The organism is Xanthomonas boreopolis, from assembly GCF_046529185.1.
Lineage (GTDB): Bacteria > Pseudomonadota > Gammaproteobacteria > Xanthomonadales > Xanthomonadaceae > Pseudomonas_S > Pseudomonas_S boreopolis.
Map to the genome: position 1 here is coordinate 2339246 of NZ_CP097162.1, position 15996 is coordinate 2355241.

A 15996-nucleotide genomic window follows, 5' to 3' on the forward strand; every position below is an offset into this window, starting at 1 on the left:
ACACCGGAGTGCCATCATGACCATCCGCCCGCAGGACGCCGCCACGCGCGATGCCCTCGATCGGATCGACGCGGGCACCATCGAGGAACTGCCCCCGGCCGCAGCCCGCGAGCGGCAGCGCCAGGGCAGCCTGCTGATCGACATCCGCGACGAGCACGAGCGCCTGCACGGACAGGCCGAAGGCGCGATCGCCATCGCGAACCCCGTCCTGCGCGCGGAGCCGAGGCGCCACCTTCCGGATCGCGATGCCGGGATCGTCCTGATCTGCCAGACCGGCAAGCGCTCCCGGGACATCGCCCGGCTGCTCGCGGCGCAAGGCTATTCGCGCCTGGCCTCCGTCGCGGGAGGCACCGATGCATGGATGCGCGACGGCCTGCCGCTTGCGATCCCGGCGTCGAGCGCAGCCCAGCGCGAGTCGGCCGAGCGTTACTCGCGCCAGATGCGCCTGCCCCAGATCGGCGCCGCCGGGCAGCAGCGGCTGTCCCGGGCGCGCGTCCTGCTCGTGGGCGCCGGCGGCCTGGGCTCCCCGGCCGCGCTGTACCTGGCCGCGGCCGGCGTGGGCCACCTGCGGATCGTCGACGACGACGTGGTCGAACGCAGCAACCTGCACCGACAGGTCCTGCACACCGACGCAGGCGTCGGCGTGCCGAAGGTGATATCCGCCGCCGAACGCATCCAAGCCCTGAACCCGCAGGTGCAAGTCGAAGGATTGCGCGAAAGGCTCGCCCCGGCGAACGTCGAGCGACTCCTGCAGGACGTGGACGTGGTGGTGGACGGATCGGACAACTTCGCCACCCGCTACCTGCTCAACGACGCCTGCGCGAAGCTCGGCAAGCCGCTGGTCTACGCGGCGATCCAGCAATTCGAGGGCCAGGTCAGCGTGTTCGACGCCGGCCGCCAACGCGGCCGCGCGCCTTGCTACCGCTGCATGTTCCCCGACCCGCCTCCGCCCGATCTGGTACCCGACTGCGGCACCGCCGGCGTGCTGGGCGTACTGCCGGGCGTGATCGGCATGCTGCAGGCCACCGAAGCGATCAAGCTGCTGCTGGACATCGGCCAACCGCTGGTCGGACGGCTGTTGAGCTTCGATGCGCTGTCGATGACGTTCCGCGAACTGGCGCTCTCGCCCGACCCGCATTGCCGGATCTGCGCGCCCGGGAAACCGGGCGATTGAACCCGCGTTCAGCTGGAAAATCCGCGCAAGCCCCGCCATGGCGGGCAGATGCGAAATCGGAATGGACGACATGCGAAATCCGACTTTGCGCTCCCGCACCGCGGCACCCAGAATGCAGGCCGTCACCTCCTCCCTCCCAAGGTGACACCCAAAGCCCCTGATCCCTCCCTCAGGGGCTTTTTTTATGCCCGCCGGTCCGGCTCGGTCAGTGCTCCAGCGCGTAGTCCAGCGCGGCGCACACGGCGGCCGCCTGGGCCTGGTTGCACTGCGCCGGCGTGGCGCGCGGGCTGTCCGGATAGACCTCGGTGGTGGTGACGTACCTGGCATCGGTGATGCCGGCGCACAAACCCAGCTGCTTGACCGGATAGTTGATGACGCCCGGCGCGACCACCGGCGAGCCGATGATCTCGCCATTCGCATCCGCGGGCGCGATATGAGTGACGGCGGATACCGCCGCGATCACCGCCTGCTGGAACTCCGGCTGCGGATTCTCGCTGTCGCCGACCAGGTAGAACCCATCGGGAATGCCATCGGGCACGAACGGCTTGCCGTCGCGCGCGGCCAGCGCGGGGCGGAACTCGCTCTCGTCGCTGTCGGTGGTCTCGTGCAGATCGATGTGGACGAGCACGCGGTCGCGCCACGGCGCCACCAGCGCCATCAATGCCGCCGATTCCTGCGCCGGGCTGTCCTGGCGGAAGGAACGATTCGGATCCAGCGCCTCGGCATTCCAGCGCTGGATACGCTCGTAGCCCCACGGACTGACGCATGGCACCACCAGCAGGTTGAGGCGCCCCTCGTAACGTCCGGCGTACTGATCGAGAAACAGCAACGCCCCATGCACGCCGCTGGTCTCGTAGCCGTGCACGCCGCCGGTCACCAGGACCACCGGCAACGCATCGTCCCAATGCCGGCTGCGGACCGCGAACAGCGGATACCGCTCCGGCGGATAACTCACTTCGCCGTAGCGACGCACCTCGAAGCGCGTCGCGAGCCGCTCGATCGCACGCACGACTTCATCCTCGTAGCTGCGCCGGCGCGATTGCATCGAGAGCCATTCGGCTTTCTCGCGCTCGCCCCAGGGTTGGCCGGGAACACCGATCGGATACCGCGTCTGTTCTGTCATCGCCCGCTCCATGTTTCGAGGCGAGGCACTCTAGCACCGCGTCGGATCCGCACGTCCGAAGCTTGCCTCGCATGCGAGGCGAGTTCCTGCACGTCTTCGATGCATCCGCGCGCAGAATCCTGTTGCACAAAAATAAACAGGCCGCTATGATTTCTCTCCTCAGCGACGTGGGGCCATAGCTCAGCTGGGAGAGCGCTTGCATGGCATGCAAGAGGTCGCCGGTTCGATCCCGGCTGGCTCCACCAACTTCCCGGATACAGGCCATCCGGAAGTCGCGCGGACAGGTTACGCGTCCCCATCGTCTAGAGGCCTAGGACATCACCCTTTCACGGTGGCGACCGGGGTTCGAATCCCCGTGGGGACGCCATTGACAGACCCGGCCCAGGCCGGGTTTTTCTTTGCCTGCATTCATGCCCCAAGCCTTCCCGGCAGGCGATGCACGAACGCCACGGAGACCTCCGGGCGAGACGAGGCGAACCACGCTGGTGTCCGGTCGCCCTTGGCTGCGGCCCCGGACGCCCCCGCCCCTCTTTACCTGGACGCATTCGCCAGGGCTTCCCAAAGTCCAAAAAGGCCGTTAGAATGTGCGGCTCGCAGCGACGTGGGGCCATAGCTCAGCTGGGAGAGCGCTTGCATGGCATGCAAGAGGTCGCCGGTTCGATCCCGGCTGGCTCCACCAACTTTCCGGATCAAGGCCATCCGGGATGACAACCAGGTTCACGTGCGTCCCCATCGTCTAGAGGCCTAGGACATCACCCTTTCACGGTGGCGACCGGGGTTCGAATCCCCGTGGGGACGCCAACATCAAAGCTCCGGTCCGCCGGGGCTTTTTTGTTGCGCGCGAGGCGGAGCGCAACGCGGCGGACCACTCCTGCCGCGCCGGCAAACGGGCAACAAAAAGCCCGCGCGAGGCGGGCCATTCGTCTGGTGCCGAAGGTGGGACTCGGATGCAGATGTGCCGGCTTTAGTAAAGTATTGATTCTACAGGGTCATGTGGCCTTAGTGGTGTCGAGTTGGCACATCAATCTGGCACAGATTCTGACGCTAGTTGCCCTTCTTTCGCTTACGCAGAAGCTTCTTCCATTGAGGCGGCAATAGGTCTCTGTCCAGTAGTCGATTGATTGCTCGGTTCATGGTTCTCCGCGACCACGGCTTGCGACCGCGCGTCAGGTGTCCGTGAGAGTTCAGCCAGTCCACCCACTCGGTTCGCTGGCAGCCATCATTGACTGCCTGTTGAATCCATCCGAACAATGCCAGCGCCTGTTGGTCGGCCGCTAGTTGTCGCTTGTAGTTCGCAGCGGTCGTGTCCGTGTTCCGGACCTTGAATAGATTGGGGTTGCCACCCGGTCTAGCCATAGCCTGTATTTGCGAAGTGTCCCGACCTCGGAAGATACCTGTGAGAGCACAAACGCACAACGCTCTTGAAGGTATAGGCAATGGACGACACGGGTTCAAAGTATTCGAGAACTGAATTTCAACAACAAGCCGCAGACTGGCTCCAGCGTGGGGAGCACAACGTCATGGTGACATTGACCTTCAGTGGCGAGGATGGAGTTGGTTACAAGTTTGCGGAGAAGACATTCGGCATCTTCGCCCACAAGCTGAAGTGCCATCTATTCGGTCAGAATTCGAAGAAGCGGATTCCTATGTGTCCGATAGTGGAAGACTTCGGTAAGGAGATGATGTGGAGTACATCGCCACCGGGTGTTCGACAAGGAACGCACATCCATTGTCTCATGCGTCTGCCCGGTAGCCCGATGGCCTACAAGGATGTAGTCCGGAAGCTCTGGCGGTCTTCAGGAAGGCTGTGCGGCGACCCAAAAGTGAACTGTCCGAATAGAAACGATTGGTTCATCGAGCTGGATAACGAGCATGACAGAGGTGAGATGACCCATTACGCCCTAAAGAAATGCGACGACAACTTCGATGGAGTGCTTGTTATGTTTATGCCCATCCGACCGACGACTTAAGAACTAGATTCACTTCGTATGGAGGCATGCTGCCTCGGGCATATCGCTGGCTACTGGCAGAGGGGAGTAAAGCTCTCCCCAGATTTACTATTACATAAGATTTTTACGCGTGATTAGCCCCTACCTCTTAGGCCATGACCACCTCATCCATGGCTTGTTCTCTTCCATCGCTGCCTCGTCAATGTGGTCCGAAATCATCATCACTTGAGTTCTTATGGCTCTATAGCTTCCATCAATATTGCCATCAATTAGGTCGCGATTCTCGCCATTCGCTGTTAATGTTTGACGGAAATAAAACCTGAACTGCTCAATCTCTTCGTTTACGATGCGAATCCTTGATAGGATTTCAAGAAGAACGTTTTGGAACGGTATTGAATATGAGCCTAATTGGCCAATCTTGGATTTTAATAAAGGGGCTTCAAATGATTTGAGTCCAAGAGAAACGCCGGGGGGGTTCTTGAGGCGGCGCCCTGCTTCAGCTATCTCTTGGTCGGTTCGTGCAAGTGTGGCGTCAATAGCTTGCGGCAAGGGGCCGCTAGTGAGAGGTCCGCGATATGAGCTGACTATTCGCTTATACCATTCGACGAACTGGCGGTCGTACTGGTCAGTTTGCAGGCTTGTGAGATAGGCAGTTCCTGAAAGTTTGTATTGTAGCTGGTGGAGTTCTGCCAATATCGCTTGCTTTAGCTCTTTGCTCTCGTGCTTGCGGCGAATTGCGTCCACCACGATTGGGCCAAGCAAGCCAAGAAGCCAGCCCAGCAGCAAGAATAGGATTTTTTCCCAGCTATCAGAAAGCGCGTTATCGGAGTTCATAAGGATTTTCCGTTAGCTGCTCTTTTGCAAGAATGCGACAAGGCCAGTAATTGCGCCCACCATGCCGGTAATTGCGGACAGCCAGACGATAAATTGCGCCCTTCCTTCGTGGCGAGCTTTTTGCTCCTTCCTGATTTCTTCTCGAAGAGACCGAAAGCCGGCATCGGTCAGATACCAGCCTCCCGTCCGGCTCCCCTCATACCATTGGTCAGAGATGCTGCCATCCTCATTGCGGACGCGCGGAATAGGGACGCGAAGCCGTCTGGCTTTGCGTCGCAGTTGCTTGGTTAGATGGCTGTCCTCTTCTTCTTGTTGCAATCCAAGTTCGAAGAGGCGGGCCGACTCAAGAGAAAGAACCTCATCATGATTTTTGGTTCGGCGGGCGGCAGCTATATCTTTCGCGTAACCACTTTCGATGCGCGACCTTGACCACACCAAGCGAGTACGCGCAGGTAGGAGCCTGTGAGTAAGCCTATACAGTCGGGACATGCTGCCTACTCCGCGCTCAGGATAAGTTCGGACACCTTTGCAGCTAGTTGCAAGTACCTATCTGCCTCATCCTGCGTAACGCTAAAATCCGGAAGGTGCGCAGCTTGGTTCCTTAATTTGCGTAACTGTTCAAGCAATGAGGCGCTACCCGTTGGCAGTTTTCCGAGCCGAATTAGTTCTTCAACAAATAGATGGGGATTCACCCGAGGCGTGCCGGCACCTTGCACGTACCCTGATTTACCGGCTGCCTCCTCTACTAAAACCCACGCCTCAAGAATTGAAGCGCGGGGCGATACGTCGGCAATACGACGTAGCTGTTCCAGCCTAGATGACAACTCCGGCGGCTGAGCAGTCAGGTGTGAGGCGGGGGCAATGGCAGCAGCCTTTGCTTCCGCTTTCATCAGCCCCTCATCGAAGTTCGCCTCAACATCTTTGTACTTAAGCTGAGAGATGCGCTGCAACAGGGAGCGAATGTCGCGCCTGAACAGAATGGCCACCCAAACGACCGCAGACGGCCAAGCTATCCCCACCAGAAGATTTACGATTAGTTCCATGCTTCCCCCACATCGCTGGCCCACCTGAAAGCTGGCCTACGCAGTCATCAGTCCGTCGGCCGAGCCTGCCATTCCTCATCCCACTTTGTATAGCCATTGAGACGTCCTCATTGGCGTTCCAAAAGTCATTCCAAAATGATAGTATCGCAACCCCTTAGAGGTTTTGGGACTAGCGAATGGCTAAGGTCGGCTACGGAAGGGTTTCGTCGCAGGGGCAGTCGCTGGATGTGCAGCTTGAGAAGCTGGCAAAGGCTGGCTGCACCAAGGTGTACCGGGAGAAGCGCTCGGGCAGACAGGCAGACAACCGCCCGGAGCTTCAGGCGGCCCTTGAGTACGTCCGGGAGGGGGATGTGCTGGTCGTGAGCCGCCTCGACCGCATCGCAAGGAGCGTCATCGATTTGGCGAAGATTGCCGACTTACTGAGGCGGAAGGGCGTCAGCTTGCAGGTGCTGGACCAAGGACTGGACACATCGACCTCCGAAGGGAAGTTGATGTTCAACCTGCTGGGGGCGTTCGCTGAGTTTGAGGCAGACATTCGTGCCGAACGCCAAGCAGATGGCATCGCGCTGGCAAAACGGAAGGGCGTTAAATTTGGCCGTAGGAAGGCGTTGACTGATGCTCAGGAGGAGCGCATCCGCAAGATGCGTGCGGAAGAGAACTTTAGCATCGGACAACTTCAGGAGCGCTTCGGAATCAGCCGTAGTAGCGTGTATAGGGCGTTGCAGCCCAGCGCTACGGTTTGAGCATCTCCAAGAAGGCATCGCGCTTCTTCGCAGGAAGTGCCCTGAAGCGAACCAGTAGCGTTCGCTCATGAACGCTGCCAGCCCTCAGTTCGGCCGTGTCTCCGTCGTCGGGCTTGGTGGTGCTGGTGGCACCGACTCCACAAATAAGCTCGTCAAGCGAGCGCTTCAGCGCATTCCGTAGCTCCGGCAGCACCCGGAAGCTTGGGGTTTCGCGCCCGTTCTCCCATGCCGAAATTGACGCCTTCGTGACTCCCAAGGCGAAGCCAAGTTGTTCCTGCGTCATGCCGGCCGCAGTTCGCGCCTCACGCAATCTGTCACCAAAGCTTTTCATGCCGATGGCCCGCGAAATCTGGGCCATCAAAAATATGGAGCTTCCGCACCGGTGTCGTTCGGCGCACCTTGACTCTATTGGTTATGAAATTCCATACTCGTGAGGTGCGGGGAATCTAGACTGGCCCGGATGCTATCCGGTGACTTGTTTGTTCGCGCAGGAACGGGTGCCGGCGTTTGCCCTGAAAACCTTGCCCAGCAGGGTTTTGAGGGCGTTCGGCGGCTTTTAGGGTGCAAGTGAGTTAGTGCGCGCGGCCTAGGCTCGCATTTGGGAGATAGAGGGCCACAGGGGGATGTATGCAGCAGTCACACGGGGCGACGCAGGCTCCTCCGGTTCCATTGCCGGAGCATGTGCGTGCGAGCCTGAGGAAGTACCAGAAGCACACCACGATGACCTGTCTGGAATGCGGCTACGCCGGATTGATGGGAGTCAAACAATCCACCAAGCCTTGGTACCTATCGTGGTGGATGTTCATCGTCTACGCAATCATCTTCGCCCCGCTGAGTTGGGCTTTCATCATTGCGTTCGTACTAGCGGAGCTATTCACAAGAAAGCATCGGACCGAGTGCCCGAACTGCGGCACTGAACTGGTCAGCAGGCAGCACGTCCCCTGATTGCCACCATGGACATTTGTCTTCAGACACAACAAAGGAGAGTTACATGCTGGGTTTGCTTATCGCAGTCGTCGTCACTGTTAGCGCCGTCTGGGTCTATCTCGATGCGACGAAGAATGGCATCGGAAAGCAGCCGGATGGAAGTGGCTTCTTCAACCTGTCGGCAGGCGGATGGGCGACGGTAACGTTGCTGCTTTGGATTGTCGCCTTCCCCTGCTACCTCGTGAAGCGCGAAGACCTGATTTGGAGGGCGAAGAAGTCTCCGGTAGTTGTGTCAGGGCGAGCGTGGAAGACGCTTGTCCTGCTGGCGGTCGGCGGCTACTTCATAGCAGGACAAGCGTTCTTTGCTTTGTTTGGCGGGGTTGTTCCCGCAGCCTCTTCAAGTGTGGGCAATACGGCTGACAGACCCATAAGTCAGGAACATGGCGCTGTGACTCAGGCCGCAGCTAGTCCTGTTCCCTCAGGGCCGAGGATGACGGATGCTGAGATTCAGCAATGCCGGAACTTATTCGAAGTCCACATTCGGGTCGCACAAGCACAAGCCCGCTATCTTGGGGAAGAAAGGGCCACTCAGCAGGCATTACAGCGCATTAGGGAAAGTGCCAGTGACCAGTGCATGCAGTACGCAGCAATACACTTCCGGTAAGCAAGGGGGAGCCGCAATGGCAACGTATGAAGTGAAGATGGGCCGTCCCGGTGGCGGCAGCGGCACGTTCGTGGTGACGATCCACGCCAGCACCCCGGATGAAGCCCGACGTACCGCCGAAGCCCAGTACCCCGGTTACAAGGCGCAGTCCGTCTATCGCCTGCCGTACTCGAATTGACCTGACACAAGGATGAAAAATGTTGAATCGAATTGTATTGGTGACGGCTTTGGTGCTGTGTCCGCTGGCATCGCAGGCTCAAGTCACCCCGCTGGTGGTCAGTGGGCAATGGGAGTACCGCGACGCATCGCAGAAGGAGACGGATGAAGGGGTAAGCCTTTGCTTCCGGCTGGATGTCGCATCTACCGCACGGAATCCCCAGCTACGCCAGTTCGGCGGTGCCCTGTGCGTGTCCAATCCCGCCGAGGGTGCAAAGCTGCTTGGCATTGCCCAAGGGCCGCATCGGGCCGGATGCGGTTACAACGCCAAGGGCGAGGCGGCCGTGGTCCTGTCGGACTTGCGAGTGCTGCCCGAAGACGAAATGTACGATGAGCGACTGGAAGCCCGTCTGGCGGACGTGAAAGCCAAGCGAACCACGTCGCCGCTGACTTCGGATTGCGACAACAAGGAGCTGGTGGTCTCTGCGAGCTTCAAGAGCATCTACGATGCTATCGCGGCCCTGAAGGTGCACCCCGACCACGCCAGCCTGTCAGTATCGGACTTCGTGCGTGTGGATGCCGCCAGTGGCCTTGCGGAGTTGGATGCCAGCACGCAGATGTTCTTGCCGCTGGGTTCGACCGACACGCTGGTCATGTACACCGAGAACAACGCTGGCACGCCATTCCTGACGGTGGAGCGCTTCGACGGTCGGCAATGGCGGGATGTTAGTGCTTCGACTCTGCCCGGATATGTCAACAGAAATGGCAGCAATTACTACCTTGATGGGGCAGGCGGTGCTGTCAAAGTCCGAAGCCTTCCGGCAAAGAAGGCTTGGCGGTATAGCGGAGGACGGTTTTTTCCGGAGGGATAAGGAGATTGCGTTGTAAGTTTGGTGCTGAGAAGACTTGCTTCAGAGGGTACCTCACGTGGAGCGCGCAAGGCGGTTTTGGAGGGGCGACTCAGCTGGGGCTGTAGCCGAGCGATTTGATGAATTCTTTAACGCCTGACCAGTCCATGCCATAGTTGAGAAGCGGGAGAAGCTCGCTAAGTTCTTCCGGCTTGAAGTGACGCCCATACGTCTCCACTTGCGTGCTTCCTTTCGTTCCTGCCGGAAGGAACAGCTCATGGCCGGTGAATCGATGGGCCTTATACGCCATGCGGCTGTCTTCAAAGAACTTCTGAATTACTGTGTGGCGAAGGCTGTGAAAGGACTTCCTCTCCGTCTTTACACCGGCCTCTACGAGTAGAGTAGCGTTGAACCACTTGGTCATTGCCGTATGCCGTTTGTGGACTGCCGCATACCTCTCAACCTCGGGAAATAGAAGGGCATTGCCACCTTGCTTCTTCCTGCTACTGACAAGGGACATGAATCCAAGCTCGGTCAGCTGAGGATGAATTGGGACCGTCCGCTTGCTGGCCGCTGTCTTAAGGCGTGTGGCCCCGGCTTTGTTCGAGTTCTGGTTGGTTATCGCTATGGCGCAGGTGCCATCCGAGAGCGTGACTATGTTCTCGACGGTCAATAGTGCTATTTCTTGCGCCCGGGCGCCCGTGAAAAGGCCGATTAGTGGCCCCCAGATTGCGATGTGCTTTTTCTCTCTCTTGATGTACCGCGAAAGCAATTCGAGACCCTTTGGTCCGAATATCTTCTGAATGTCCTCATCACTGAAGGGGTCTTTGGCTTCCTTGTCGTCCAAATCATCTGTCGCGGGAGCGTTGCCCCCAGCTACATTTTTGGCGACGTATGCCTTGTCTTCAAGGTAGGAAAAGAATCGATTGATCCATTCGGCCTTGTTGGCAATCGTCCGTTTACTGAAAGTTTTCAGCTCCAACTTCTCTGCTTCCACGGCAACCTGTTGAACTGTCTTGCCCTTATACCTTTCGGGGCGGGAGAAATAGTCGGATGGTAGCTTTTGATGAAGTGCTGAGAACTCTGTCAGTTCACGCGGCGTAACCGTTGCCGGATTTTTGTCTCCTACCACTTGAATCAGGTGACGAACTGCTGAGGTTGCGGCGTCTCGTGTTGAGGGTACCCAATCCGGGTTGGCGAGGAGCCATTCCTCTAGTCCTTCCGAGAGGGTTGTCTGAAACAGCGCTTGCTTGGCTGTCGGGACATGCGCCGGTGTTGCCGCTAGCAATGGACTAACGACTGGCTTCTTCAGCAGCTTGGCCGCCTCGTGGGTAGTAGTGATATCGAGCAGCATGCAGTGAACCGGCTCATCGGGAATGATGAGCTGCTGGCCCGTCTTTGCTGGGGAGGGCAATTGGCTAGGATGCCAATGAAACCGCTTGATTTGGAACCTATGACTCTGCGCCGAAAGAATCTCGGCGACATGTTCGCTTTCAAGATGTACTTCGGCAGTGAAGTTGGGGACTCGTTCGTAGAGTCGAGTCGAAGTCTGCTGGTCGTCTTCCGCTTCTAGCAAATAGACATCCGCTGCACATTGAACTGGTATCGTCAGAGGCAAGCCAGTTCCATACAACAGACCCACTGCATCCTGTATTTCCTTCAAGGAAGCGGTTCCTAGCAGGGACACCAGCGTCAGTTTTTCTGAAGCCGGCTTCGCGTCCGTGTCGTCAACGTCAATCACCTGCAACGGCTCCCTCAGTGCTTGAAGGAATTCGTTGTAGCTCAAGGGTGCTGCACCGGCAAGAATGCGTTCGGCCAAAGTGAGGGCGCGAAGCCACATCGCGGCGGCCCGCTGCAAAGCAACTGGGCGTTGGTGGGTGCCGAGACTGAGTCGAACATCTGCTGGGCATGGGCCGAGCCGCGAGTGGCAAGCTGGGGGAATCGTCCACCGGAAGTAGAAGATGCCATTGCGACGGTACAGGTGTGACGGGGAACGCATCCAACCTCCAAGGGTTGGCACACCCGCTTGTCACAACTCGGCACCACATAAGCAAAAACGCCCTAAGTCATTGAAGACAAAGGGCGCTTTGCATGCTTGGTGCCGAAGGTGGGACTCGAACCCACACGCTTTTAAGGGCGGCGGATTTTGAGTCCGCTGCGTCTACCGATTCCGCCACTTCGGCGCGGCCGCGCAGTATAGCGGATGATCATGCGCGCGGCATCCCCTGCCGCAAGCCGCCGCGCCCGCGGGACGCACCGGCGAGGATGCCGGCGGCGGCTATACTCGCCTGGCTGTTTTTTCATGGAGATGAAAATGTCGGCTTTGAGCGGATTGCGGGTGCTCGTGGTGGAAAACGACGAGATGAACGCCCTGCTGCTGGAGATGCAGCTGCAGCAGGCCGGCGCCTCGGTGATCGGGCCCGCCGGACGCGTCGAGGACGCCGTGCAACTGGTCGAGGAACGGGCACCGCAGGCGGTGATCCTCGACTACCGGCTGGGCGACGGCGAGACCAGCGAGCCGGTGGCCAGGATCCTGACCGAACGCGGCATCCCCTTCGTGCTGGCGACCGGCATCGCCCGGGAGAAAGTGCCCGCGGCCTTCGATGCCGGCAGCATCCTGATCAAGCCCTACCTGGCCGAGGACCTCGTCCGGTCCCTGGCCGAGGCTCGCAAGAAGGCCGCCGCTGACAGCTGAGCGGCGCTGTTCGTAAGATGGGGGCGGCGCATAGGATGCGGCAGGGGAGCCCATGCACGTCAATCCGGAACTCAGGCGTTTTCCGTGGTCGGTCGCCGACGCCTTGGAGGCGGCCGGCCGGCACGCCGCGCCGGCAGGAAACGATGCCGCGTCCGGCGCCGCGCTGTGCGCCGCGCTGACCGCCTGCCTCGCCTCGCCCGCTCCCATGTTGCTGCTGTGGGGCGATGCGCGCGTGTGCTTCTACAACGCGGCATGCCTGGACCTGTTGCGCGCCGATCACCCCGGGCTGTGGGGCCGCCCGCTCGCGGAAGCCTCTCCCGAGTTGCAGGCGAGCCTGGCGACGCCGGTCGGCTGGACGACCACCGCGATCGGCGACACGCAGGCGGTGCTCGGGCATGTCGCCACGCCCGCGGCCGCGCCGGTCCCGGCGCCCGTGCCGTCGATGGAACACCTGCTGACCTCGGTCTTCGAGCAGTCCCCCGCGTTCCTGGCCGTGCTCAAGGGGCCCGACCACGTCGTCGAGACCGCGAACCGCCGCTTCCTGCACGTCCTCGGCGACCGGCCGGTGCTCGGCCTGCCCTTGCGCGAGGCGGCGCCGGAACTGGTGGAGCAAGGCTTCATCGACCTGCTCGACAGCGTGCGGGAAAGCCGCCAGCCCTTCATCGGCGAGTCGATGGTGGCCGCGATCCGGCGCCCGGGCGAGACAGAGCCGTACGAGGCGCGCGTGGACTTCGTGTACCAACCCATGCTCGATCCGTCCGGCGCGGTCGAAGCCGTCCTGGTGCACGGCATCGACGTGACCCAGCAGTTCCGGTCCGAGGCGCGCGACGGCTTCCTCCTGTCGCTGGAGGACGAACTGCACGGCCTGTCCGAGCCGCAGCAGATCATCGACACCAGCGTCCGCCTGCTGGCCGAGCACCTGTGCGCGGACCGCTGCGCCTACGGCACCATCGGCACGGACGGCCGGACCATGCGCGTGGTCAGCGACCACGTCCAGGGCATCCCGCGCATCCAGGGCAAGTTCCGCCTGGACGAGGTGGCGCATCGCCTGCTGGAACGGCTGCAACAGAACCGCCCCTGGATGGTCAACGACATCCAGGCGTTCTCGCGCCGCTCCTTCATCGCCGCTCCCTACCGTGACTCGGGCCTGCGCGCGAGCCTGGTCGTGCCGCTGCACAAGCATGGCCAATTGGTCGCGGTGATGGGCGTGCACCAGTGCTCGCCGCGGCGCTGGACCTCGTCCGAGATCGAGCTGGTGCGGCGGGTGCTGACCCGCTGCTGGGAGTCGCTGCAGCGCTCCCGCGCGCAGCGCCGCATGGCGGCCAGCGAGGCCCACCTGCGCCGGCTCGCCGATACCCTGCCCCAGATCGTCTTCGTCACCTCCGAGGACGGCACGCCGCAGTACTTCAACCGGCGCTGGTACGAGTACACCGGCGTCGACCCGGCCACCGGCGCGGTCGACGGCTGGAAACAGGCGCACACGCCGATGGGCCTGCTGCAGAGCGATGCCGCCTGGATGCTGGCGCTCAACGGCACCCGAGCCTACGAGGTGGAATGCGAACTGCGCGCCGCCGACGGCGGGCTGCGCTGGCACCTCGCGCGCGCCCTGCCCGTCCACAACGAGAGCGGCGTGGTCATCCAGTGGATCGGCACCTACACCGACATCCACGACCGGCGCGACTTCGAGCAGAAGCTGGCCGAGAGCGAGACCCGCTTCCGCAACCTGTGCGAGACCGTCCCGACGATGATCTGGATGTCCGACGCGGAAGGCGATTGCATGTACTGGAGCCCGCAGTGGTACGACTTCACCGGCCAGTGCCCGGAGGAAGCCATCCTGCAGGGCTGGTGGACCGCGGTGCATCCGGACGATGCGGCGCGCGTGCGGCACGCGTTCGAGCAGGCCCTGCAGCAGCGCCTGCCCTTCTCCAGCGAATACCGGGTGCGGCGCAGCGACGGGCGCTACCGCTGGTGCGTGGATACCGCCTCGCCGCACTTCGGGGTGGACGGCGAGTTCCTCGGCCACATCGGCGCGGTGACCGACATCACCGAGCGCAAGCACGTGGAGGACGAGACCGCTTCCGAGCGCTCGATCCTCAACCTGATCACCACCGGCACCGCACTGCCGCTGGTGCTCGATGCGATCGCCCTCAACGTCGAATCGCGCAGCGAATCGGAACTGCGCTGCGCGATCATGCTGGCCGACCACGAGCGCGGCCAGCTGCGCCACGCCTCGGCGCCGCACATGCCGCTGGACTACAGCCTGCACTTCGACCGCCTGCCGATCCGCCCCGGCGGCATCCCGTGCGGGCGCGCGGCCTGGGGCGGCCACCAGGTGATCTGCGACGACATCGCCGACGACTCGTCCTGGGCCGGATACCAGGCGGTCGCGCTGTCGATGGGCATCGCCGCCTGCTTCATCACCCCGGTCATCGGCAGCAACGGCCTGGTGCTGGGCACGCTGAACATGTACTACTCGCTGCCGCACGTGCCGTCGCTGCACGAGCAGGCGATGGCGCGCTCGGCCTCCTACCTGGCCGGCATCGTGATCGAGCGCAACCGGATGGACGCCCAGCTGCAGCAGTCGCTGGAATCGGAGAAGAACGCGCGCGCGCTGGCCGAGCACGCCAACCGGGCCAAGGACGAGTTCCTGGCCACGCTCAGCCACGAACTGCGCACCCCGCTCAACGCGATCCTCGGCTGGTCGCGGCTGATGCAATCGGACGGCTTCAGCACCGACAACCTCGGCAAGGGATTGATGATCATCGAGCGCAGCGCCCAGTCCCAGGCGCAGATCATCGACGACCTGCTCGACATGAGCGCCATCCTGTCGGGCAAGGTGCGGCTGCAGCCGGAGCACTTCGACATGGCCGGGCTGGTACGCAGCACCGTCGAACTGCTGCGGCCGAACGCGCTCGCCAAGCGCATCGAACTGCAGGCGGTGGGAGCCGAGGACGGCCCGGTGCCGTTCTTCGGCGACCCGGGCCGCATGCAGCAGGTGCTCACCAACCTGATCGGCAACGCGCTGAAGTTCACCGCGGCCGAAGGCACGGTGACGGTGGCCGTGGAACAGGGCGACGACGCGCTGAACCTGTCCGTCCAGGACAGCGGCATCGGCATCGCCGAGGACTTCCTGCCGCACGTGTTCGATCGCTTCCGCCAGGCCGATGCCGGCACCACCCGGCGCGTCGGAGGCCTGGGCCTGGGGCTGTCGATCTCCCGGCAGCTGGTGGACCTGCACGGCGGTTCGCTCTCGGCCCGCAGTCCCGGCCCGGGCTGCGGCTCCACCTTCATCGTGGCGCTGCCGCTGCACCACGGCGCCAGCGGGCCGCCGGAGCCGGCGCCGGCTCCGGCTCCGCCGCGCGGCGGAGCGTTGCCCGAAGGCATCCAGGGCCGGCTCGACGGGCTGCACGTGCTGCTGGTGGACGACGAGGACGATTCGCGCGAGGTCACCCGCCAGTTCCTGCTGCGCGCCGGCGCCGCGGTGGAGTGCGCGCCGAGCGCGGACGAGGCGGAGCGGCGCCTGCTGGAGTCGCGTTACGACGTGCTGGTCAGCGACATCGCGATGCCGGAACGCGACGGGTACGACCTGATCCGCAACCTGCGCGGATGCGGCCGCGCGATCGCCTCGCTGCCGGCGATCGCGCTGACCGCCTACGTCCGCGACGAGGACCGCGACCAGGCCCTGCTGGCCGGCTTCGACGCGCACATCGGCAAGCCGCTCGACCCGCTCGGGCTGGTCGAGCTGATCGAGATCCTGGCGATGCGCCCGCGCCCGGCGGACGCGCTCGCCTCCGCCGTCTAGAGCGCGTCGGGCACTTTGGGGTGGGATGCGTGGGCCGC

14 protein-coding genes, 5 tRNA genes and 1 pseudogene are annotated in these 15996 nt (G+C 62.0%); 12 read left to right on the plus strand and 8 right to left on the minus strand.

Annotation, left to right across the window (positions count from 1 at the left end; all coding sequences use genetic code 11):
- Window positions 1-16 precede the first annotated feature (16 nt).
- Window positions 17-1174, plus strand: coding sequence for a molybdopterin-synthase adenylyltransferase MoeB (gene moeB / locus M3M27_RS10320; RefSeq protein WP_434025639.1), 1158 nt, complete (start codon window positions 17-19; stop codon window positions 1172-1174).
- A 205-nt stretch (window positions 1175-1379) separates the two neighbouring features.
- On the opposite strand, the gene M3M27_RS10325 is transcribed toward moeB, so the two are convergent.
- Window positions 1380-2297 carry a M14 family metallopeptidase gene (locus tag M3M27_RS10325; protein WP_434025640.1) on the minus strand — a complete coding sequence of 306 codons (918 nt, stop codon included), beginning with the start codon at window positions 2295-2297 and terminating at the stop codon, window positions 1380-1382.
- Window positions 2298-2466: 169 nt separating this feature from the next.
- On the opposite strand from M3M27_RS10325, the gene M3M27_RS10330 reads away from it, so the two are divergent.
- From M3M27_RS10330 to M3M27_RS10350, 5 genes are all read left to right on the plus strand, one after another.
- A tRNA-Ala gene (locus M3M27_RS10330) sits at window positions 2467-2542 on the plus strand.
- A 46-nt stretch (window positions 2543-2588) separates the two neighbouring features.
- Window positions 2589-2664, plus strand: a tRNA-Glu gene (locus M3M27_RS10335).
- Window positions 2665-2900: 236 nt separating this feature from the next.
- Window positions 2901-2976: transfer RNA gene (locus tag M3M27_RS10340), tRNA-Ala, on the plus strand.
- A 46-nt stretch (window positions 2977-3022) separates the two neighbouring features.
- Window positions 3023-3098 (plus strand) — tRNA-Glu (locus tag M3M27_RS10345).
- 635 nt (window positions 3099-3733) lie between these two features.
- Complete coding sequence (locus M3M27_RS10350; RefSeq protein ID WP_434025641.1) at window positions 3734-4267, plus strand: hypothetical protein; 534 nt, start codon at window positions 3734-3736, stop codon at window positions 4265-4267.
- Between the two features lie 120 nt (window positions 4268-4387).
- Here the strand turns inward: M3M27_RS10350 and M3M27_RS10355 are convergent, their stop codons facing one another.
- From M3M27_RS10355 to M3M27_RS10365, 3 genes are read right to left on the minus strand one after another with little or no spacing between them, the layout of a single operon-like run.
- On the minus strand, window positions 4388-5080 hold the full coding sequence (locus tag M3M27_RS10355; protein ID WP_434025642.1) for a hypothetical protein: 693 nt from the start codon (window positions 5078-5080) through the stop codon (window positions 4388-4390).
- 12 nt (window positions 5081-5092) lie between these two features.
- Window positions 5093-5569 carry a hypothetical protein gene (locus M3M27_RS10360; RefSeq protein WP_434025643.1) on the minus strand — a complete coding sequence of 159 codons (477 nt, stop codon included), beginning with the start codon at window positions 5567-5569 and terminating at the stop codon, window positions 5093-5095.
- A 5-nt stretch (window positions 5570-5574) separates the two neighbouring features.
- Window positions 5575-6123, minus strand: coding sequence for a hypothetical protein (locus M3M27_RS10365; RefSeq protein WP_434025644.1), 549 nt, complete (start codon window positions 6121-6123; stop codon window positions 5575-5577).
- A gap of 176 nt (window positions 6124-6299) precedes the next feature.
- Between M3M27_RS10365 and M3M27_RS10370 the strand changes: the two genes are divergently transcribed.
- The gene (locus tag M3M27_RS10370; RefSeq protein ID WP_182336554.1) at window positions 6300-6866 is read left to right on the plus strand and encodes a recombinase family protein; all 567 of its coding nucleotides are present in this window, start codon (window positions 6300-6302) and stop codon (window positions 6864-6866) included.
- On the opposite strand, the gene M3M27_RS10375 is transcribed toward M3M27_RS10370, so the two are convergent.
- Window positions 6856-7224, minus strand: a complete 369-nt coding sequence (locus tag M3M27_RS10375; protein WP_434025645.1) for a helix-turn-helix domain-containing protein — start codon at window positions 7222-7224, stop codon at window positions 6856-6858. The genes M3M27_RS10370 and M3M27_RS10375 overlap by 11 nt on opposite strands.
- Window positions 7225-7857: 633 nt before the next feature.
- On the opposite strand from M3M27_RS10375, the gene M3M27_RS10380 reads away from it, so the two are divergent.
- From M3M27_RS10380 to M3M27_RS10390, 3 genes are read left to right on the plus strand one after another with little or no spacing between them, the layout of a single operon-like run.
- Window positions 7858-8457, plus strand: a complete 600-nt coding sequence (locus M3M27_RS10380) for a hypothetical protein (protein WP_434025646.1) — start codon at window positions 7858-7860, stop codon at window positions 8455-8457.
- Between the two features lie 16 nt (window positions 8458-8473).
- Entirely contained in the window at window positions 8474-8635 is a 162-nt protein-coding gene (locus tag M3M27_RS10385) for a hypothetical protein (protein ID WP_434025647.1), read from the plus strand.
- 19 nt (window positions 8636-8654) lie between these two features.
- On the plus strand, window positions 8655-9485 hold the full coding sequence (locus M3M27_RS10390; RefSeq protein ID WP_434025648.1) for a hypothetical protein: 831 nt from the start codon (window positions 8655-8657) through the stop codon (window positions 9483-9485).
- An 88-nt stretch (window positions 9486-9573) separates the two neighbouring features.
- Here M3M27_RS10390 and M3M27_RS10395 read toward each other — a convergent pair whose 3' ends face one another.
- The 3 genes and pseudogenes from M3M27_RS10395 to M3M27_RS10405 form a co-directional block, all read right to left on the minus strand.
- Window positions 9574-11247, minus strand: coding sequence for a hypothetical protein (locus M3M27_RS10395; protein ID WP_434028064.1), 1674 nt, complete (start codon window positions 11245-11247; stop codon window positions 9574-9576).
- Between the two features lie 102 nt (window positions 11248-11349).
- Window positions 11350-11460 (minus strand): annotated as a pseudogene (locus tag M3M27_RS10400) (hypothetical protein); the annotation flags it as partial.
- Between the two features lie 97 nt (window positions 11461-11557).
- Window positions 11558-11644, minus strand: a tRNA-Leu gene (locus tag M3M27_RS10405).
- 131 nt (window positions 11645-11775) lie between these two features.
- Here M3M27_RS10405 and M3M27_RS10410 point away from each other — a divergent pair.
- Window positions 11776-12156, plus strand: coding sequence for a response regulator (locus M3M27_RS10410; protein ID WP_140721141.1), 381 nt, complete (start codon window positions 11776-11778; stop codon window positions 12154-12156).
- Between the two features lie 52 nt (window positions 12157-12208).
- A complete protein-coding gene (locus tag M3M27_RS10415; RefSeq protein WP_434025649.1) occupies window positions 12209-15958 on the plus strand; it encodes a PAS domain S-box protein in 3750 nt (1249 codons plus the stop codon).
- Window positions 15959-15996: the final 38 nt, after the last annotated feature.